The organism is [Brevibacterium] flavum, assembly GCF_019317305.1.
GTDB lineage: Bacteria > Actinomycetota > Actinomycetes > Mycobacteriales > Mycobacteriaceae > Corynebacterium > Corynebacterium glutamicum.
Window position 1 is genome coordinate 2,161,246 of sequence record NZ_CP079240.1, and the last position, 19,887, is coordinate 2,181,132.

Annotated in this window: 18 protein-coding genes; 10 read left to right on the top strand and 8 right to left on the bottom strand. The window is 53.6% G+C overall.

What is annotated here, in order from left to right; translation table 11 throughout:
- The first annotated feature begins 58 nt into the window (after positions 1-58).
- Positions 59-1,261: a YbjN domain-containing protein gene (locus tag KW808_RS10495; RefSeq protein WP_003861986.1), complete on the top strand. Its 1,203-nt coding sequence runs from the start codon at positions 59-61 to the stop codon at positions 1,259-1,261.
- A gap of 94 nt (positions 1,262-1,355) precedes the next feature.
- Here KW808_RS10495 and KW808_RS10500 read toward each other — a convergent pair whose 3' ends face one another.
- Positions 1,356-2,009 (bottom strand): hypothetical protein, encoded by a 654-nt coding sequence (locus KW808_RS10500; protein ID WP_003861988.1) that lies wholly within the window; start codon positions 2,007-2,009, stop codon positions 1,356-1,358.
- 74 nt (positions 2,010-2,083) lie between these two features.
- Complete coding sequence (locus KW808_RS10505) at positions 2,084-2,740, bottom strand: hypothetical protein (protein ID WP_003856432.1); 657 nt, start codon at positions 2,738-2,740, stop codon at positions 2,084-2,086.
- 117 nt (positions 2,741-2,857) lie between these two features.
- Here KW808_RS10505 and KW808_RS10510 point away from each other — a divergent pair, with 117 nt between their 5' ends.
- The 3 genes from KW808_RS10510 to KW808_RS10520 all read left to right on the top strand — a co-directional run bounded on the left by KW808_RS10510 (position 2,858) and on the right by KW808_RS10520 (position 6,910).
- The gene (locus tag KW808_RS10510; protein WP_003861991.1) at positions 2,858-3,433 is read left to right on the top strand and encodes a TetR/AcrR family transcriptional regulator; all 576 of its coding nucleotides are present in this window, start codon (positions 2,858-2,860) and stop codon (positions 3,431-3,433) included.
- Positions 3,434-3,439: 6 nt separating this feature from the next.
- A complete protein-coding gene (glgX, locus tag KW808_RS10515) occupies positions 3,440-6,007 on the top strand; it encodes a glycogen debranching protein GlgX (protein ID WP_003861993.1) in 2,568 nt (855 codons plus the stop codon).
- Positions 6,008-6,106: 99 nt separating this feature from the next.
- Positions 6,107-6,910: a class I SAM-dependent methyltransferase gene (locus KW808_RS10520; protein WP_003861995.1), complete on the top strand. Its 804-nt coding sequence runs from the start codon at positions 6,107-6,109 to the stop codon at positions 6,908-6,910.
- A gap of 34 nt (positions 6,911-6,944) precedes the next feature.
- Here KW808_RS10520 and KW808_RS10525 read toward each other — a convergent pair whose 3' ends face one another.
- Entirely contained in the window at positions 6,945-7,721 is a 777-nt protein-coding gene (locus tag KW808_RS10525; RefSeq protein WP_003861998.1) for a TIM barrel protein, read from the bottom strand.
- Between the two features lie 2 nt (positions 7,722-7,723).
- Positions 7,724-8,737 (bottom strand): Gfo/Idh/MocA family oxidoreductase, encoded by a 1,014-nt coding sequence (locus KW808_RS10530; protein ID WP_003862000.1) that lies wholly within the window; start codon positions 8,735-8,737, stop codon positions 7,724-7,726.
- A 126-nt stretch (positions 8,738-8,863) separates the two neighbouring features.
- On the opposite strand from KW808_RS10530, the gene KW808_RS10535 reads away from it, so the two are divergent.
- The gene (locus tag KW808_RS10535) at positions 8,864-9,862 is read left to right on the top strand and encodes a LacI family DNA-binding transcriptional regulator (protein WP_011897532.1); all 999 of its coding nucleotides are present in this window, start codon (positions 8,864-8,866) and stop codon (positions 9,860-9,862) included.
- Positions 9,863-10,050: 188 nt separating this feature from the next.
- On the opposite strand, the gene KW808_RS10540 is transcribed toward KW808_RS10535, so the two are convergent.
- From KW808_RS10540 to KW808_RS10555, 4 genes are all read right to left on the bottom strand, one after another.
- Positions 10,051-10,851 carry an ABC transporter ATP-binding protein gene (locus tag KW808_RS10540; RefSeq protein ID WP_003862005.1) on the bottom strand — a complete coding sequence of 267 codons (801 nt, stop codon included), beginning with the start codon at positions 10,849-10,851 and terminating at the stop codon, positions 10,051-10,053.
- Positions 10,852-11,862, bottom strand: a complete 1,011-nt coding sequence (locus KW808_RS10545; RefSeq protein WP_003862007.1) for a FecCD family ABC transporter permease — start codon at positions 11,860-11,862, stop codon at positions 10,852-10,854.
- A gap of 36 nt (positions 11,863-11,898) precedes the next feature.
- Positions 11,899-12,888, bottom strand: a complete 990-nt coding sequence (locus tag KW808_RS10550; RefSeq protein WP_003856449.1) for an ABC transporter substrate-binding protein — start codon at positions 12,886-12,888, stop codon at positions 11,899-11,901.
- Positions 12,889-12,968: 80 nt separating this feature from the next.
- Positions 12,969-13,412, bottom strand: coding sequence for a winged helix-turn-helix transcriptional regulator (locus KW808_RS10555; RefSeq protein WP_003862011.1), 444 nt, complete (start codon positions 13,410-13,412; stop codon positions 12,969-12,971).
- A 213-nt stretch (positions 13,413-13,625) separates the two neighbouring features.
- Between KW808_RS10555 and KW808_RS10560 the strand changes: the two genes are divergently transcribed.
- From KW808_RS10560 to KW808_RS10580, 5 genes are all read left to right on the top strand, one after another.
- The gene (locus tag KW808_RS10560; RefSeq protein ID WP_003862013.1) at positions 13,626-15,029 is read left to right on the top strand and encodes a 3'-5' exonuclease; all 1,404 of its coding nucleotides are present in this window, start codon (positions 13,626-13,628) and stop codon (positions 15,027-15,029) included.
- Positions 15,030-15,113: 84 nt separating this feature from the next.
- Positions 15,114-15,722, top strand: a complete 609-nt coding sequence (locus KW808_RS10565; RefSeq protein ID WP_003862015.1) for a hypothetical protein — start codon at positions 15,114-15,116, stop codon at positions 15,720-15,722.
- An 85-nt stretch (positions 15,723-15,807) separates the two neighbouring features.
- A complete protein-coding gene (gene treY, locus KW808_RS10570; RefSeq protein ID WP_003862017.1) occupies positions 15,808-18,243 on the top strand; it encodes a malto-oligosyltrehalose synthase in 2,436 nt (811 codons plus the stop codon).
- 43 nt (positions 18,244-18,286) lie between these two features.
- Positions 18,287-19,312, top strand: coding sequence for a GTP pyrophosphokinase (locus tag KW808_RS10575; RefSeq protein WP_003862018.1), 1,026 nt, complete (start codon positions 18,287-18,289; stop codon positions 19,310-19,312).
- Positions 19,313-19,433: 121 nt separating this feature from the next.
- Positions 19,434-19,565: a hypothetical protein gene (locus KW808_RS10580; RefSeq protein ID WP_003856460.1), complete on the top strand. Its 132-nt coding sequence runs from the start codon at positions 19,434-19,436 to the stop codon at positions 19,563-19,565.
- Positions 19,566-19,887: the final 322 nt, after the last annotated feature.

Here is a 19,887-nt window from a genome sequence, read left to right on the forward strand (position 1 = left end):
TGACCACCCCAGATTTACCTGAATTAAACCCGCTTTCACCTTTGAGATACTGGAAGGAATGGATTTCACCTCTGTGAATGATCGAAACGTCCCTGCACCCAACACCTCCATTCCTTTCCCAGTTGACCTGAATCGAGTGACGGAGGCTGTTGATTCCTTGGGCTACCACTATTTGAGCTCAGAAGATCGCATCATCGTGCCGTGGCAAGATCACCGCATTTCGATGTACTTCAGCCACGAATCAGGGCAAATGCTCACCATCCTTGGTCGCATGCGCCTTAATTTGGACATGTTTGCCATCAACGATGCGGCGCGAGCTGTCACTGAATGGAATGCCGAACGCATCGGGCCAACAGCCCTCGTCCATCTGGGCAACGACGGCGAAGTGGAATTGAAATTCCGCACGACCATCTGCATCGATGAAGGGTTAAGCACCCAACAGCTACGCCAATTCATCAACCTGTCCTTGGACACCACCGCCATGGCTGTGACCTATATTCTGGAGCGTTTTTCAGAACTTAACTTCAGCGACACCGGAAGCCCTGACGACACGAACAATGCCGATGAACTCAGCGACGAACAAGACCAAGCAGATCTCGTAGAGAAAATCCGGGGGCTGTACGTTCCCACTCCAGTTGAAGAGCTCATCGAATCCCTAGAAGACGCAGAGTGGGAAGAATCAGACATGGCAGACGAGGATGCAGAAGACGACTACCTAGACGATGACTCAGAAATCGAATGGGAAACAGACGATGACTACTTCGAACCCGAAGAAGTCGACATGGACGAACTCCTCAACGGTTTCCTCGAAGATTCTGACATCCCCCAGGAAGTCACCTTGGAACGCATTCGGGCACAACTGCATGCCATCGGCGTGGTAAGAACCAGCGGCGAAGACGATTTCATCATCGCGTGGATCAACGAAGTGTTTTTAGGCTTCTTCGTTGATAATGGCCCCACTTTCCTGGTGAAAGGTCACTGGGATCCCAGCATGGACCCCACACGCGACTTCATGAAACTGTTCATGATGTGCAATCAGTGGAACGAAAACTCTCTGACTACCAAAGCTTTTTGCCATACTGATGACAAGGGCCTCCAGGTCCGGGTAGAGTTCGCGGTCTCTGTCGCTGAAGGCCTCAATGACGATCAACTACAGCACAACATCGCACTGTCAATTCATCATATTTTGCAAGCGATTGATTCCATCAGCACAGAAGCCACTGGATCATCAACGGTGGAATGGCCGGAGAAAAACCGCTGATCATTAAGGTCTTCCAAGAATGGTCACTTAGCTTTAGTGCCCACACACCTGATCATGAGGTGTGTGGGTACTTTTGTTTGCGCACATCTAGCCCCTAGCCACTAGCCCCAGTCATCTCAGACCCCGATGCTTTCGAAGTCCCCTGGCCTGCGTCGTCCTGGTCTATCTCTTCTTCAGGTGTCACAAATGCCGCGCACCAATACATGCACACACTCAAAAATGGAGCGACCCCAAACGCAACACCAGGGGTAATAGTGGGTGCTACCTGGAAAGACGCACCGATCGCTGAGGCGTAATCAGATGGTGAACCATGAAGCATCGTCGAGGCCACGTTTCCAAACACCAGGAATGCCACGGAACCTGCGATAGATACAATTCCCAGCCATAGGAGCATAACTGGGCCTCGATGTTGAGGGGTGCGCAGGAAAACGAATAATGCGATTGCTGCTGCAAGCACACCGGTGGCGATCGCAAACCAGGCATAGCCGGCAAAAGAAGTGTTGGTTTCCACCGCTATGGAGGCTGTTTCAGCGTCTTCAACATAAGCGGTATAAGTGGGTCGGAGCAGTCCCCATGCGGCTCCCCCAATGGCGTATAAAGCCAATGTTAGGGCAAACACACCAGCGTAAACTCCCACCGATTTGTTTATTTTCTTTCGGTTTGGGAGGTTGCGCTTGTTTCCAGCCCCGTCATCGCCTGTGTATCCATCATAAGGATTGTGGTCAGAGGTGATGCCAGGGTATGTCATGGCTCTAAAGAATACAGCCGTTGACTGTTAACTTTGCAACCTGAACTGACAACCGGAGTTTAAAGCTCTGTGGATTAGTCGCAGAACTTCCACTGGCCACCTTCGTTGAAGAAGCGCTGGGTTGCAGAGTCGGTGGTTCCACCGGCGGTTGCTACGACCCATGCGGATGCTTCCTGGCCGTTGACCACAACATCGGTGATGGAATCAACAGTTCCGGTGCCTTCGCCACCCAGTGGGATATCAGGGATGGTGTTGAGATCAAGCTGGGTAGCGTCAGCGCCGCTGGCCTCAAGAACGCGGGTGCAGGTGTTGTTGATGGTGTACGCAAGGGAGCTACGCAAGGTGTTGGTGTCAGTGTATCCGCGAACCAGAGCCTCGATGGCAGCTGTGTCTTCTGGGGAAGCGGTCTGGCCGTTTTCAACTGGCGCAGCTTCAGCGAAGGTAATTGGGTTCTCAGACAGCTCTTGTGACAGTACATCAAGCTGTGCTTGCTGCTCTTCGTTGATGGTTGTTGCTTCGGAAGATTCAGATTCAGATTCAGATTCGGACGAGGTGGTTTCTGCTGCTTCCGCCGAGGTCGTTGCGCTGGAAGAGGAAGAATTTGTCGTCGTCGCTGCGCTGGATGAGGCTGCTTCTGTATCAGATGACTCACTGCTACATGCGGTTAAGAGAAGTGGGGTGACCATGAGTGCTGCGAAAGCAGCCTTCTTTGAGGAAAGGCGAATAGACAAAGTTCTGCTCCTGATAAATCATCGACATGCTCCGGAAAACTTAAAAATTCCCGGACGGTTCACGCAGATTACCCTAGCAAAGCAATCTAGCTGACGACCCAATTTAGTCCTGTCATTATGCTGGCAATTGTGCAGCTATCTAAAGAATCTATTATTGGGGCAGCCGTTTCGATCCTGAGCGAGTTCGGTTTGTCGGATATGACCATGCGTCGCGTCGCAAAGCAATTAAATGTCGCGCCGGGCGCGCTGTATTGGCATTTTAAAAATAAGCAGGAGCTTATCGACGCCACCTCACGCCATCTCCTGGCGCCTATCTTGGGGCGCAACGACGAGCAGCGAGCAAGCATTTCCGCGCAGGAAACGTGCGCAGAAATGCGTTCACTGATGATGCAAACCAAAGACGGTGCGGAAGTCATCAGTGCCGCACTGAGTAATCAGCAACTGCGCCAAGAATTGGAATCTCTCATTTCCGACTCTTTAAAAGAACCTAATGAGGTCGGTGCTTTTACGCTGCTGCATTTTGTGGTGGGTGCAGTATTAACAGAACAAACTCAGCTGCAGATGCACGAGTTCACGGCTGGCGCGGAAGATGACACACAAGAAAACCCTGCCGATGCGAACTTTGAGGAGAGATTCAATCAAGGATTAGAAATCATTCTGGCGGGTCTAGACGCGCTTGGGCATATAAGATAGCGTTCTATGACATCAACGACTGAGCACTCGTACCAAGTTTGGCCTGGACATGCTTATCCTTTGGGTTCAACCTATGACGGTGCTGGAACGAACTTCGCAATCTTCTCCGACGTTGCAGAGCGTGTCGAGCTGTGTCTATTAGATGCAGATAATAACGAGACTCGAATTCCGCTCGAAGAGCGTGATGCCCACATTTGGCATTGCTACCTTCCTGGGGTTCAACCTGGACAGCGTTACGGATTCCGAGTTCATGGTCCGTGGAACCCAGATGAGGGTAAGCGGTGCGACGCGAACAAACTTCTAGTTGATCCATATGCTCGTGCTTTCGATGGAGATTTTGATGGACATCCGTCACTATTTTCTTACGACATCACCAATCCAAATGACCCCAACGGTCGCAATACCGAAGACAGCATTGATCACACAATGAAGTCTGTCGTGGTGAACCCATTCTTCGACTGGGGCAACGATCGTGCACCGCGTATTCCTTACAACGAAACAGTCATTTACGAAGCCCACGTCAAGGGCATGACGATGACCCACCCGGATGTTCCTGAAGAACTCCGTGGCACCTACGCGGGCCTTGCCCACCCAGCCATCATTCAATACTTGAGTGATCTGGGAGTGACTGCCATTGAATTGATGCCGGTCCACCAGTTCCTGCAGGATGATCGTCTCCGCGACCTAGGAATGCGCAACTACTGGGGATACAACTCTTTCGGCTTCTTTGCGCCCTACAACGATTACGCTGCCAACAAGAACCCCGGTGGCGCCGTGGCCGAGTTCAAAGGCTTGGTGCGCAGCTACCACGAAGCGGGCCTCGAAGTAATTTTGGATGTGGTCTACAACCACACCGCCGAGGGCAACCACATGGGCCCCACCATCGCGTTCCGAGGCATTGACAACGAGGCGTACTACCGACTGGTTGAGGGCGATCGCCGTCATTACATGGACTACACCGGTACTGGTAACTCCCTCAATGTCCGCGACCCGCACTCACTGCAGCTGATTATGGATTCGCTGCGCTACTGGGTCACCGAGATGCATGTCGACGGCTTCCGCTTCGACCTTGCCTCTACCCTTGCTCGTGAATTTGATGATGTTGACCGCCTGGCAACCTTCTTCGACCTGGTCCAACAAGACCCGGTGGTCTCCCAGGTCAAGCTCATTGCTGAGCCGTGGGATGTTGGCGAAGGCGGATACCAAGTGGGTAACTTCCCACCACTGTGGACTGAGTGGAACGGTAAATACCGCGACACTGTCCGTGATTTCTGGCGTGGTGAGCCAGCAACCTTGGGTGAATTCGCTTCCCGACTAACTGGTTCCTCTGATTTGTATGCAAACAACGGCCGTCGCCCCACTGCATCGATCAACTTTGTGACTGCTCACGACGGCTTCACCCTCAATGACTTGGTCAGTTACAACGAGAAGCACAACATGGCCAACGGTGAAGACGGTCGGGACGGTGAATCACACAACCGTTCCTGGAACTGTGGCGTCGAAGGACCAACTGACGATCCTGAGATTATGCAGCTGCGTGCTCAGCAACGACGCAACTTCCTCACCACCTTGTTGCTGTCCCAGGGCACCCCTATGTTGTCCCACGGTGATGAAATGGCCCGTACCCAAAACGGCAACAACAACGTCTACTGCCAAGACAATGAATTGGCGTGGGTGAATTGGGATCAGGCTGAAGAAAACGCTGACTTGGTGAGCTTCACCAGGCGTTTGCTGCGTATCCGAGCAAACCACCCAGTATTTAGGCGCAGGCAGTTCCTTGCCGGTGGCCCTTTGGGCGCCGATGTTCGTGACCGCGATATCGCATGGCTGGTACCAAATGGAACCTTGATGACTCAAGATGACTGGGACTTCGCTTTCGGTAAATCACTGCAGGTGTTCTTCAACGGCGATGCCATCGAAGAGCCTGATTATCGAGGACAGAAAATCCACGATGACTCCTTCATCTTGATGTTCAACGCTCACTTCGAACCTATCGATTTCAATCTCCCTCCTGAGCATTTCGGTATGAAGTGGAAGCTTTTGGTCGATACCACCGAAGCGGTGGGCCACCCGCTGGAGGATCTCACCATCGAAGCTGGCGGAACCATCACTGTTCCTGCCCGTTCCACGATGCTGCTGCGCCAGGTGGAGGCTCCGGACTACACCAAGCTTGAGGAAAAGATCGCTGCTGAAAAGCGTGAGCAAGAACTTGCGGCAGAGAAGGAAGCTGCTGAGAAACGCGAATTGGAACTGGCGGCAGCAAAGGAAGCTGAAGATGCTGCTGAGGCTCTCCACCTTGCGGCAGAACGTGCTTCGACTCAGGAAGCTGAATTGGCCCATCAACACGGTGCTGATGCGATTGCCGATGAGGTAGCGGAAGAACCACAAGAGCTGCCACAAGATGAAGTAGCGGCAGAGGTCGAGGAAGATCCAGAGCCAGCTGTTGAGGCTGAGCCAGAGGTTGAAGCAGAACCAGCCACGGCCGAGGCCGAGACTGAGCCTGACACTGAATCTGACTCCGAGCAGGCTGAGGTAGCTTCAGAGGAGCCTGAAGCGGACGAAGAAGAGAAGTAGTACACCGAAAGTGGCGTCGCAGGGATGTTCCTGCGGCACCATTTTTGCTGAGGTGGAACTCACGGATTTTTCTAAGGTTAATCAAGTAAGGTTTACCTTATGACCACGAAACCTATCATCCCAGAATTAACCCACTCCGCAGAACGTGCTGGTGGACATTGGATCCTTGCCAGGCTTGGAAAGAAAGTGCTGCGCCCTGGAGGTCGTGAAACAACGCAGTTCCTGCTGGAGAACCTTTCTTTGACCGGTGCTACCGTGGTCGAATTTGCTCCAGGACTTGGCGTGACTGCACGTGACATCCTTGGCAAGGGTCCGGCTCGCTACATCGGAGTGGATAGCGACGCGGATGCATGCGCGAATGTACGTGCGATCTTACCTGCGGGTCCTCACGAGGTGCGCAATACAAATGCCACCGATACTGGCCTTGAAAGCGACTCGGTTGATGTTGTCATCGGCGAAGCGATGTTGACCATGCAGACCGATAAGCACAAGTTGGAGCTGATACGCGAGGCAGCTCGAATTCTGAAACCAGGCGGGCTGTACGGCATTCACGAGCTGTCGCTGGTGCCTGACAATGTCTCCACTGCGGTGAAAGAGGATATTGCTAAGGCGCTGGCTCGTTCCATCAAAGTCAATGCCCGCCCCATCACGGTGCCGGAATGGGCTGCGTTGGCGCGTGAGGCAGGGTTCGATGTGATTAATATTCGCCAAGCCGACATGGCCCTTCTATCCCTCAAGCGGAACCTGAAGGATGAAGGGCCAAAAGGTGTCTTCACGATTGTGAGGAACGTGATTAGCCAACCGGATCTGCGCAAGCGAGTGCTCGGAATGCGAAAGACTTTCACCGAGCATAAAGATCACTTAGGTGCGGTTGGCATCATTTTGCAGAAGAGAGCCCAATAGGGATTTGAAATGGAGGGGTGCGTCGATAAGCAATTTAGACCGTGAACGCTGACTTCAACGCCTGCAGCGCGTCGCTGGAGTCGCCCGATGCCCACGCCTCCATGCCGATGACGCCGTCGTAGCCCATCGCGGCGAGAGCTTTCGCGACGCCCTGGTAGTTGATCTCGCCGGTGCCGGGTTCCATGCGGCCGGGGACATCGGCAACCTGGATTTCGCCGATGAATGGCTGCGCCTCACGGAGCAGCTCAATGAGGTTTCCTTCGCCAATCTGGGCGTGGTACAAATCCAGGTTGAGGCGCAGATTCGGGTGATTGACAGCCTTGACCAGCGCCAAAGTGTCAGTGGCCTTGGCAAAAGGAGTGCCGGGGTGATCGACTGCGAGGTTGAGGTTTTCCAGCACGAAAACCTTGCCTGCGTGCTCCCCCAGCTCAGCGATCTGGCGGAGCGTTTCAGCAGCGTAGAGCCACATTTCTGGGGTAACCACTTCAATGGGAGTAACAGGTAGTCCCTGCGGTCCAAGGCCAGTTCCATGCAGATTCAGCCGGGGGCAGTTGAGCTTTTCCGCCACCGCCAAGGACTCCGAAGCGGTTGCCAAGAGCTCCGCGCGGCCCTGTTCAGTAATCAGATCCCCGCGCAGGTAGCCCGTCATGGAGGAAAATTCCGCGCCTGTTGCCACGAGCGCATCGATGTCTTTTGTGGACCAGTCCCAAATTTCCACGAGGAATCCCTGATCAGAGATCGTCTTGACCCTCTCCTCAAAAGGCAGGTCCTGGTAGATCATCTCTGCGCATGCTGCGAGTTTAAAAGTCATGGTTAAACCTCGATGCTTTCAGCAAGGTTGATGGTTGCGCCGGTTTCTACGCTTCGGATGGCGCCGAGTGCCATGAGTAGTGCGGTGCGTGCAGCTTCGCCTGGAACCTTGGAAGGGGTGTTGGTGCGGATGGAGTCGACGAAAGCTTGGAATTCAGCTCGGTAAGCATCGGAGAGCAGATCAGTATCCGCGCGTGAGGTGGCAGCCGCGATGCCCTCAGCGCCGTAGAAAGTCATGTTGGTTGCGCGCGCGTCGCCTGCGGTCATCATGCCCTTGGATCCGAAGACTTCACCGCGAACGTCATAACCATAGGCTGCGCTGAAGCTTGCTTCTGCAGTACCAATTGCTCCGTTATCAAAACGGACAGTCACCACTGCGGTGTCGAGGAAGCCAGTGCCAGCAGCTTCTGGAACGACGAGGCAATCAGCGTGAGCGGTTACTTCCACTGGGGTTGCGACTGGGTTGAGGTAGCACAGCGCATCGAAATCGTGGATGAGGGTTTCCAGGAAGATGGTCCACTGAGGGATCTTGTTGGGGTCAGCGGTGAATGGTCCTGGATCGCGGGTCACGGAACGAAGCAGCTGTGGGGTGCCGATATCGCCTGCGTCAATGCGTGCGCGTGCTGCAGCGAAACCTGCCGCGAAACGACGATTGAAGCCCACCTGCAGGACAGTGTTTGCTTCGCTTGCTGCGTTGATGGCACGATCTGCGTCCTCGAGGGTGACGGCCATGGGCTTTTCCACAAACACGTGCTTGCCCGCTGCCGCTGCTTTGACCACGAGATCCGCGTGGGTTCGTGCTGGTGTAGCAATCAAAACCGCGTCAATGTCATCGCGGGTCAGGACATCATCTGGGTTAGAGAACGCAACGGCGCCCAATTCATCAGCGAGGGTTTCTGCGTTGGGAGTTGGGTCAACGACGGCGACCAGTTCAGAGCCGATCACGTGGTTTGTGATCAGGCGTGCGTGATTTGATCCGATGCGTCCAGCACCGATGAGGGCAAGTTTGACTGACATTTTTCATCCTTCCAAGCTTCACTAGAACGTTCTACTATAACGTTCTAGTAGATACTAGATACCACCCATTGATGCCGTCAAGGGGTTTCCTGTAAAGATGTAAGAGATTAAGAAAAAGAGGTAGATATGGCGTCAAAGCGACCGACAATGGCTGATGTGGCAAAAGCTGCTGGAGTATCCACTGCGCTGGTCTCCATCGTGTTTCGCGATGCCCCCGGAGCAAGTGAATCCACCCGCAACCATGTGAAAGAAAAAGCCGCCGAACTCGGATACATTCCTGATCGACGAGCCCAAAAACTTCGCCAAAACCGCTCCGGACTCATCGGTGTGGCATTCGAAATGCACCAAGCATTCCACGGCGATATCGTCGAACACCTCTATCCCACCGCCCGAAAACATGGCTTCGACCTGCACCTTAGCGCGATCACACCGACTCGCACTGAAAAAGATGCCGTCAACGCCCTGATCAGGGAACGATGCGAAGCAGTAATTCTTCTAGGATCTCGCATGTCACCTAGTGATTTGGAAACAATCGCACAGCAACTTCCCGTCCAAGTAATTGCCCGCGGTTCCGGAACCCCCAAAGTCAGTTCCGTCCATGTCGACGACGCAGTTGGCGCCCAATTAGCCCTCAACCACCTCATCGAATTAGGCCACGAACACATCATCTACATCGATGGCGGCGACGCCCCTGGCACCCAGGAACGATCAGAAGTGTTCAAAGCGCACATTGATTCCTTCGCCGGCACCACCCGCATAGTCCCTGGTGGCAGCAGCGAAGCAGCAGGAGCCCAAGCAATCTCAGAGATTCTGGATTCCGGAACTGACGCCACCGCCATCCTCGCATTCAATGACCGAGTAGCCCTCGGCGTGCTCGACATCTTATGGCAGCGCGGCATCCACGTCCCCGAAGAAATCTCCGTGGTGGGATACGACAACTCGAGCCTTGCCAGCCTCAACCACATCGGCTTGACCACCATCGCGCAGGACTCCGAAGCAATCGCGGTGAAAGCCATTGATGTCACGATCAGTCAGATCAACAATCACACCGAAACTTCTGCGGTGCTGACTCCAACATTGATTACGCGGCGCACCACGGGTCCTCGGCCACAGAAGGCGATTTAAGAGGTCGAAAATACCGAAGGTGCACACGTCTGGAGTTGCCAGTTCCAATCCTTTAGACGCGCATGGAGGCCTATGTATTTTTAGCGCGATTGGAGCTGGAATCGCTGAGTTTTCAGCTCGACCGCACTAGGTGACCGAATCCTCCGGCGCATCGAATTCGGTCAAATAGTCTGGTCTGCCACAACAGGTCAGTGCGACCGCTGCGGAATCACCACGGGACGCCCATCAATAACCTCAACAATCACCCTGGCATCATAAATCTCCGAAATCCGCTGCGCGGTGAGCACTTCGGCTGCAGTGCCCTCGAAAACTTTGCGGCCACCATTCATCATGAGCACCCGATCGCCGTATTGCGCAGTCAGGGTGAGGTCATGCATCGCCGCGATCACGGTGAGGCCGAGTCGGTGCCGGATGGCGTCGATAAGCTCAAGCGTTTCCTGCGCATGGCCGATGTCAAGCGCGGAGGTCGGCTCGTCGAGAAGCACGATGCGCGGTTCTTGGGCGAGCGCGCGGGCAAGGCTGACGCGTTGACGCTCGCCGCCGGACAATTCGTCTAAGCCGCGGTCGCTGAAATGCTCCAATTTCAGATCAGCGAGGCACCGCTTCACGATCTCATCATCAGCACGCCCCGGCGCGTAACTGTGCGGATGACGCCCCAGAAGCACATAATCAAAAACGCTCAGACCTGCAGGAATAGTAGGATTCTGCGGCATGAGGGCGACGGTACGCGCGAAAAAGCGACGCTGCTTCGCAGCTTTAAGACCAAAAGCAAAATGCTTTTCGACGTCCCCCTCCCCCATTTTCAGCCTTCCCGATTCCAGTGACAGCACCTGAGCAAAAGCGTGCAGCAACGTACTCTTTCCGCAGCCGTTGGGACCTACGATATTAAGCCATTCCCCTTGTTCTACAAAGGTGCTCAACCCAGAAACCGCAGGTGTGGGCGCATGTGGGTGGCGAACCGTGATGTCTTCGCATTCAATGATCGCCACTTAGGCACTCCTTTTTAGAACTCGTTGTCTGCTGGTTCTGCGCAAAATAAATAAGAAGAACGGTGCGCCGAGTGCAGCTGTCACCACACCCACGGGAAGTTCCTGAGGAGCCATCAATGTTCGCCCTGCGGTATCTGCCAACACGAGGAAAATGGCACCCCATACGAAAGACAGTGGCAGTAAAATCCGATGCCCCGGGCCAACAATTAGGCGCAGGGCGTGCGGAACAATGATGCCCACAAACCCGATGAGACCGGAAATGGATACCACTGCAGCTGTACCAAGGGTTGCCACGATGACAATGCCAATGCGTACGAGGCCTGGATCGACGCCCAATGTGCGGGCTTCCACATCACCAACAGCCATCACGTCTAACAACCTGGCGCAGGACATGATCACGGCCGCGCATAGTCCCGCCACCACAGCCACGATAAAGATCGACATCCAGTTGGTGACATTGAGGTTGCCCAACATCCACACATATACGCGCGCCACCGTATCGATGTGTCGTTGCTGGATATAGGTCTGGATGGAACTGGCAAAAGCAGCAACCGCCACGCCGGCCAAAATAACCACGGTGGTTGATGATCCCTGTCCTACTCCCCGACTCACCATCAGCGTGGCAAGTACTGCGGCAACACCACCTACAAATGCTGCACCAATCACGCCGATGCTCGGTGCAGAAAATCCCAGCACGGTACCGCCAACAATCACTGCCGTGACACCAAGGCCAGAACCTGCGGACACACCCAACAAATAAGGATCAGCCAGCGGGTTTCTAAATACCGCTTGGTAAGCAGCACCAGAAATAGCCAGCGTTGCTCCGACAATGACACCAGTGATAATTCGAGGCAGCCGGATATCAAAGAAGATGGCCTGATCTCGAGGGGTGAGCGTGTCCTGCCCACTCAAATGTCTAATCACTGCTGTGGGGCTTAAATCAATAACACCGCTAAAACCTGAAAACAGCACCACAAACCCCAAAATGACTACCGACAACGCGGTAGCCACCCAGGGGTTGAGGAAAATTCTCTTCAGCACGAAAACTTAAGCAGCGGCCGGCACGGCTTCAGAAGAAGCAAGCTGATTCAACTGCGCTGCGATTTCTTCCACCAGCTGGGATACGCGAGGTCCCCACCTGGAAGCAATATCATCGTCCAAAATGTAGATACGTCCATTGGCTACTGCATCAATGGTGTCCCAGCCTGGACGCGCCGCAATATCTTCTGCAGTGAGGTTTTCGGCCTTGGCATCGCTGAGGAAAATCAGATCAGGGTTTGCCGCAATGATTGCTTCGTTGGATAGCTGCGAGTAAGCGTCGCCACCGTCAGCAATAGAGGTGAGACCAAACATGTCGTAAATCTGACCGATGTAGGTTTGCTCTGACACAGTGAACAAATCACTGCCCAGCTCGTGGAAGTAGGTTAAGCCCTGCTCTTTTACCTCTTCAGGAACTGTGGCAACTGCAGCATCAATGGCGGTTTTCATCTGATCAACAACCGTTGTTGCTTGATCTTCAAATCCGGTGGCTCGACCTACTTGTTCAATCTGGGAGTAGGTCTCATCCAGGTTCTCTGCTGCGGGGATAACTAAAGTATCCACTCCTGCAGCATCCAGGCCGGTCAAAATGGAATCATCTGCAGACATCAACACGACCAGGTCAGGATCGTAATCCAAGATGGACTCCACATTGGGAGTAAAACCAGACAGACCCTGCACCAGCGGTGCGTCCTCTGGGTAGTTTGAGTATTCATCCACTGCGACGACATGATCCCCTGCCCCGACAGCGAACAAGGTTTCTGTAATCGCTGGGGACAAACTGACGATGCGCTCTGGTTGATCCTCAATGGTCACAGGTGCTTCTGGGGCAAACGTGACGGTGACAGGAAAACCTTCCTTGCTTTGGGTTGTGGTGGCCTCTGTGCTGCTCCCCGAGTCAACCGTCCCATCCTCTGCGGAACTACAGCCAGCGATTAGTGCTGTTGCCACAAGCACTGACAGTCCAGCGATTGAGCGAGATGTTGTCGTTGAAACCATGAGAATGCACAGCCCTTCTATGTTTGGATTTGTCTCACAACATCTTAACTGGTGGAAACCGTGAGGTTTGCTAAGTGTTCTTATGCTGAGCGGTAGGCCTCCACTTGCTTAATGTTCTCCACTGCCCAGGAATACATCGCACGGCAAGGCTCAATGACAGAAGCACCCAGATCGGTGAGCTGATAATCCACACGAGGCGGCACAACTGCGTGGGAGGTGCGAATGACCAGTCCGTCTTCCACCAACACTCCAAGACGCTGGGTGAGCATCTTTGGGGTAATTCCTTGGACCTGATCTTTGATTTCACCATTGCGCTGTGGACCATTTTCCATGCTGAGCAGGATCAGCACCGCCCACTTGTCACTGATGGTGTCGAGCAAGGTGCGGCTCGGGCAATTCTTCTTAAACGGCGTTACTGAATCAAGCTGGGTTGTTTTACGCTTGGCATCACGAATGTCGGTGACGGTAGCTTCCATGGTGTTTCCTGGTTGGACGGCCATGTCTGATTCAAACTGTACGTTCATTGAAAAGCTCTTTCATCCTCAAAAATGAAACGATCCGAAGTTGTTGTTCGGAGTTCTTAATTTAAGTCTCTGTTACTTAATGCGTCGTGATTTTTGGTTTGAGCGTTACACACCCACATCCAGAATCTTCTTGAATTCCCCGGCGCGCTTAAATGATGTCCACCCCACCTAGTAGGGTGGTGTCCATTGATTCAGATCGAAAGGACCACACCTGTGATCGCGGCTTACGGCGCATCCATCTCTTTGGATGATTCCACCCTCACCATCTCTTATTCCCCTCTTCTTGCTGCTCTTTCTAAGTCCAGCGCACAATCGGAATCGGTTGATCTGACACAGGTCTCTGGGGTATCTGTGCAGGATCCCACTGCTTTTACTCACGGCTTTTTAAACCTGGAGGGCGTGGATAAATCCATCGCCTTTGCCCCAAATAGTTCGGCAGATTTAGCTGCGCTGGCAGCTGATATTGATGCTGTGTTGAAGGGTGAAAAACCACAGCACCTGGGTGGCGGAGCCCCAGTAGTGCCTTCAGCTCCATCTACTGTTGCTGGTCTGAATTTCGTGGGCTTTGACGTAGAGACGGCCAATGATGATTGGGGTTCCATCTGCCAGATTGGTTTGGTCAAGTACGTCGATGGTGTGGAGGAATCTTCGGAGTCATGGTTGTGCACTCCTCCTGAGAGCCTGAATTTCTTCAATGAGATCAACATTGGTATTCACGGCATCACCCCAGAGATGGTTGCTGATCAGCCTCGTTTTGCAGACCTTGTGCCCAAGATGGTGGAGTTCGTTGGGGATTTGCCGTTGGTTGCTCACAATGCGCAGTTTGATTTCACCGCATTGTCTCGCGCGTGTGCTGCCTCAGGGATCGATGTCCCAGAGATGATTTATGGCTGCTCGTTGACGTTGGCACGCAATGAGAAGCTGCAGGTGGAAAACCATAAGCTTCCAACGGTGGCTAGTCATTTAGGGTTTGAGCTGAAAAACCACCACGATGCTGCTGAAGATGCTCGCGCGTGTGCTGCGATTACCATTGCGTTGGCAAAGCGCCACAGCTTTGAGGGCAGCTTTGTGGATTTCGTTCACAGCCGTGGTTTCACCATGGGAACCGTGGATAACGCCCGGGTGTATCCGGTGCTGAAGGATCGTTCTGGAGCTAACGTTGCGTTGCAGCGTCGAAACTTTGGTTTGGATGCAGGCAAGACCGAAGTCCCCGTGCAGCCAGCTGTTGATCCAGCGTGGGAAACCCCGAAGGCGGAGCCAAAAAAGCAACCTGGCCGCCGTGCACCGTGGGACAAGGTGGCTACCCCTGAGGTCATTCCAGATCCCAATCCCGATGCTGATCCAGCAAGCATTCTCTATGGCCAGAATGTCACCTTGACTGGTGATTTCGAGCCATATGAAAAGGGTGCGCTGTGGCAGCGGATCGCTGATCAAGGCGCGCTGATCGGTAAGAACGTGACTAAGAAGACCACCATCTTGGTCGCAGGCCCGTGGGCAACGATTACCAGTAAGCAAAAACGTGCTGAGGAGTTGAAAGAAAAAGGACAGGACATCCAGATCTGGGATGAAAAGCAGCTGTTTACGGCTCTTGGGTTAGATGAACAACCCCCGTTTTAAAAGAATTTTCTAAAACTCGGGAACCTTTAGCTAAGTTTTCAAGTCCAACCCTTTTAAGAACACATTTTTCTTGAAGGGGACGACATGAAAGTAGCTATTCGAGCATCAAAGATTCAGCCTCGACTGCACAATCACCAATGGGCCCACACCGCACGTTTAAGCACAGATGGTTTCTGCGATAACCCAGCAATGCTGAACCTTTCCCACGATCTGTGTATGGGGTTGCACAGCGGGAAAGTCACACTCAGTTACCGGGCTCTCGCTGAAGTAGGGCTGACCACCAGGCAAGCGTGGGATCAATCAGCCACCAATTTATTAAAGTGTGCTACTACTCCTGAGGGTATTCGATTTGATCTTCGGGACGCAGAAACGACCACAACCATCGCCTCGTCTGCATTAGAAATCAGAGTTCCCGGCGCGCCAATTACTGCGTGGTTGGCGCATCCTCAAACCTTTACAGTGTTGAATCGTCATCTTGAATTACGACTGGGACCAGCACCGCTGTATCTTGCTCCGAATTCACACACGCTCATCGCTATTCCTGCTGGTGATCCAGGGATCTTTGAATTTGAACGGTGGGCGCGAAGCTTGCTGGAAGTGGGTGGTGTGGAGGGTATCGTCGATAAGCTTCTTGTTTATAGGCACGGCTTTCCTTGCCCTTACCAGCCAGCCTTTGTAGCACTTGCTGCGTAAATCTTTTTCCCACGCCGGGAATGCGTGAACACTAAGATCGAGGACGTACCGCACGATTTTGTCTAACTTTTAAGGGTGTTTCATCATGGCACGTCCAATTTCCGCAACGTACAGGCTTCAAATGCGAGGACCTCAAGCAGATAGCGCCGGGCGTTCCTTTGGTTTTGCGCAGGCCAAAGCCCAGCTTCCCTATCTGAAGAAGCTAGGCATCAGCCACCTGTACCTCTCCCCTATTTTTACGGCCATGCCAGATTCCAATCATGGCTACGATGTCATTGATCCCACCACCATCAATGAAGAGCTCGGTGGCATGGAGGGTCTTCGAGATCTTGCCGCAGCTACACACGAGTTGGGCATGGGCATCATCATTGATATTGTTCCCAACCATTTAGGTGTTGCCGTTCCACATTTGAATCCTTGGTGGTGGGATGTTCTAAAAAACGGCAAAGATTCCGCTTTTGAGTTCTATTTCGATATTGATTGGCACGAAGACAACGGTTCTGGTGGCAAGCTGGGCATGCCGATTCTGGGTGCTGAAGGCGATGAAGACAAGCTGGAATTCGCGGAGCTTGATGGAGAGAAAGTGCTCAAATATTTTGACCACCTCTTCCCAATCGCGCCTGGTACCGAAGAAGGGACACCGCAAGAAGTCTACAAGCGCCAGCATTACCGCCTGCAGTTCTGGCGCGACGGCGTGATCAACTTCCGTCGCTTCTTTTCCGTGAATACGTTGGCTGGCATCAGGCAAGAAGATCCCTTGGTGTTTGAACATACTCATCGTCTGCTGCGTGAATTGGTGGCAGAAGATCTCATTGACGGCGTGCGCGTCGATCACCCCGACGGGCTTTCCGATCCTTTTGGATATCTGCACAGACTCCGCGACCTCATTGGACCTGACCGCTGGCTGATCATCGAAAAGATCTTGAGCGTCGATGAACCCCTCGATCCCCGCCTGGCTGTCGATGGCACCACCGGCTACGACGCTCTCCGCGAGCTCGACGGCGTGTTTATCTCCCGGGAATCCGAAGACAACTTCTCCATGTTGGCGCTGACCCACAGTGGATCCACCTGGGATGAACGCGCCCTAAAATCCACGGAGGAAAGCCTCAAACGAGTCGTCGCGCAACAAGAACTGGCAGCCGAAATCTTAAGGCTCGCCCGCGCCATGCGCCGCGATAACTTCTCCACCGCAGGCACCAACGTCACCGAAGACAAACTTAGCGAAACCATCATCGAATTAGTCGCCGCCATGCCCGTCTACCGCGCCGACTACATCTCCCTCTCACGCACCACCGCCACCGTCATCGCGGAGATGTCCAAACGCTTCCCCTCCCGGCGCGACGCACTCGACCTCATCTCGGCCGCCCTACTTGGCAATGGCGAGGCCAAAATCCGCTTCGCCCAAGTCTGCGGCGCCGTCATGGCCAAAGGTGTGGAAGACACCACCTTCTACCGCGCATCTAGGCTCGTTGCACTGCAAGAAGTCGGTGGCGCGCCGGGCAGGTTCGGCGTCTCCGCTGCAGAATTCCACTTGCTGCAGGAAGAACGCAGCCTGCTGTGGCCACGCACCATGACCACCTTGTCCACGCACGACACCAAACGCGGCGAAGATACCCGCGCCCGCATCATCTCCCTGTCCGAAGTCCCCGATATGTACTCCGAGCTGGTCAATCGTGTTTTCGCAGTGCTCCCCGCGCCAGACGGCGCAACGGGCAGTTTCCTCCTACAAAACCTGCTGGGCGTATGGCCCGCCGACGGCGTGATCACCGATGCGCTGCGCGATCGATTCAGGGAATACGCCCTAAAAGCTATCCGCGAAGCATCCACAAAAACCACGTGGGTGGACCCCAACGAGTCCTTCGAGGCTGCGGTCTGCGATTGGGTGGAAGCGCTTTTCGACGGACCCTCCACCTCATTAATCACCGAATTTGTCTCCCACATCAACCGTGGCTCTGTGCAAATCTCCTTAGGCAGGAAACTGCTGCAAATGGTGGGCGCTGGAATCCCCGACACTTACCAAGGAACTGAGTTTTTAGAAGACTCCCTGGTAGATCCCGATAACCGACGCTTTGTTGATTACACCGCCAGAGAACAAGTCCTGGAGCGCCTGCAAACCTGGGATTGGACGCAGGTTAATTCGGTAGAAGACTTGGTGGATAACGCCGACATCGCCAAAATGGCCGTGGTCCATAAATCCCTCGAGTTGCGTGCTGAATTTCGTGCAAGCTTTGTTGGTGGAGATCATCAGGCAGTATTTGGCGAAGGTCGCGCAGAATCCCACATCATGGGCATCGCCCGCGGTACAGACCGAAACCACCTCAACATCATTGCTCTTGCTACCCGTCGACCACTTATCTTGGAAGACCGTGGCGGATGGTATGACACCACCGTCACGCTTCCTGGGGGCCAATGGGAAGACAGGCTCACCGGGCAACGCTTCAGTGGTGTTGTCCCAGCCACCGATTTGTTCTCACATCTACCCGTATCTTTGTTGGTTTTAGTACCCGATAGTGAGTTTTGATCCCTGCACAGGAAAGTTAGCAGCGCTACTATGAACGATCGATATGTCTGACAACACTCTCTCCCAATTTGGCAGTTACTACCACGAATTCCGACGTGCCCATCCCATGGCCGACGTCGAATTCCTCCTAGCAATTGAAGAATTACTCACAGACGGTGGTGTCACCTTCGATCGCGTCACCACACGCATCAAAGAATGGTCAAGCCTGAAAGCCAAGGCTCGCAAGCGTCGCGACGATGGCTCGTTGATCTACCCTGATCCGCGCAAAGACATCCACGACATGATCGGTGTTCGGATCACCACGTACCACTCCACGGAAATTCCCGTGGCCTTAAAAGTGCTCCAAGACTCCTTCATCGTCCACAAATCCGTAGACAAAGCCGCTGAAACTCGCATCTCAGGCGGCTTTGGTTACGGCTCCCACCACCTGATTCTGGAAGTCGATGACACCTCCGATGACCTCCAGGACTACAAAGGCCTCGTCTTTGAAGTTCAGGTTCGCACCGTGCTGCAACACGCCTGGGCAGAGTTCGAACACGATATCCGCTATAAACGCGCCGATGTGTCCAACCCAGAAGACTTCAGCGCAGAAGTAGACCGCATGTTCACCCTCGCTGCCGGACTCATCGAATTAGCGGACCAACAATTCGACCAAATCGCCGCACTCAAAGAAACCAGCCGAGTTGCTGATGAATCCGTCGAACTCACCGCAGAGACACTTCCCGGCGTTCTTGCCATGCTCATTGGCAACCGCTTCCCCCGCCCACGCTCCACAAACTACCGCTTCCTCGAAGACATCCTGGTGGCCAACTCCATTACCTCTGTGGTGCAGCTGCGCGAGCTGCTCAACCCCACCGACATTGAAGTGCTGTTGAAAGTAATGAACTACCGCTTCCACCCAGGCCAGATCCGCATCATCGACGATTTACTACTCAAACGATTTGGCCAATCACACATCGATGCCACCGTCGCCACCGACTCCCAACCACTCAACGCCAAACGCCACAGGCAGCTAAAACGCAAGCTAGAGCTCATGACCCAAGCTCATCTTGTGGAACCACCAAACTAAAGTTCCCCCAAAGTTAGCCCCGGCTAAAACACGCGGAGTCCCACAACCTACAATGCACTAAAACACCTGTTACGCTAGTGCAGCAGATCATTTTTATATACCAAGCAAGGAGCCAAATACTATGGGGTCATCCATCACTGACTTCCCGATGCTCGCAGACTTCCTCCACGTGTGGGGCCTGACCGTCGCTGATTTCTTCCGTCCAATGGGCATCAATTTCCCACCAGCTGACTGGAGCCTGAGCTCTATCTAGGACACTCCTTGACTTAAAAAGTCTGCGAACTTAACCGCAGCGGCACCACCTGCAAACTATGCGGGTGGTGCCTTTTCTCTTCTACAACCCCTTTTTCTATAACGTGATCTGTGTTTTCTTCCGTGTGTACATTCGCCAACAAGATTTCAGCAAAATGGTGGCCAAAACCAGGAAATCTTGCTGTCTTTGTACAACGGCAGTTAAGGAGCGTTGCGCGCTTTCCCCGCCCTATTTTGGTGTTGAAAGACCTAGTTGACCTGATCCAGGTTTCGCTGGATTATCCAAGAGAACTTAAAAACCTTGCGGGAATACCACCAACCCC

Coding starts and splice junctions, on each gene's coding strand:
- KW808_RS10495 (WP_003861986.1), top strand. CDS start 59: ATGGATTTCACCTCTGTGAATGATCGAAACGTCCCTGCACCCAACACC.
- KW808_RS10500 (WP_003861988.1), bottom strand. CDS start 2,009: ATGACATACCCTGGCATCACCTCTGACCACAATCCTTATGATGGATAC.
- KW808_RS10510 (WP_003861991.1), top strand. CDS start 2,858: ATGCTGGCAATTGTGCAGCTATCTAAAGAATCTATTATTGGGGCAGCC.
- glgX (WP_003861993.1), top strand. CDS start 3,440: ATGACATCAACGACTGAGCACTCGTACCAAGTTTGGCCTGGACATGCT.
- KW808_RS10520 (WP_003861995.1), top strand. CDS start 6,107: ATGACCACGAAACCTATCATCCCAGAATTAACCCACTCCGCAGAACGT.
- KW808_RS10525 (WP_003861998.1), bottom strand. CDS start 7,721: ATGACTTTTAAACTCGCAGCATGCGCAGAGATGATCTACCAGGACCTG.
- KW808_RS10530 (WP_003862000.1), bottom strand. CDS start 8,737: ATGTCAGTCAAACTTGCCCTCATCGGTGCTGGACGCATCGGATCAAAT.
- KW808_RS10535 (WP_011897532.1), top strand. CDS start 8,864: ATGGCGTCAAAGCGACCGACAATGGCTGATGTGGCAAAAGCTGCTGGA.
- KW808_RS10550 (WP_003856449.1), bottom strand. CDS start 12,888: ATGGTTTCAACGACAACATCTCGCTCAATCGCTGGACTGTCAGTGCTT.
- KW808_RS10555 (WP_003862011.1), bottom strand. CDS start 13,412: ATGAACGTACAGTTTGAATCAGACATGGCCGTCCAACCAGGAAACACC.
- KW808_RS10565 (WP_003862015.1), top strand. CDS start 15,114: ATGAAAGTAGCTATTCGAGCATCAAAGATTCAGCCTCGACTGCACAAT.
- treY (WP_003862017.1), top strand. CDS start 15,808: ATGGCACGTCCAATTTCCGCAACGTACAGGCTTCAAATGCGAGGACCT.
- KW808_RS10575 (WP_003862018.1), top strand. CDS start 18,287: ATGTCTGACAACACTCTCTCCCAATTTGGCAGTTACTACCACGAATTC.
- KW808_RS10580 (WP_003856460.1), top strand. CDS start 19,434: ATGGGGTCATCCATCACTGACTTCCCGATGCTCGCAGACTTCCTCCAC.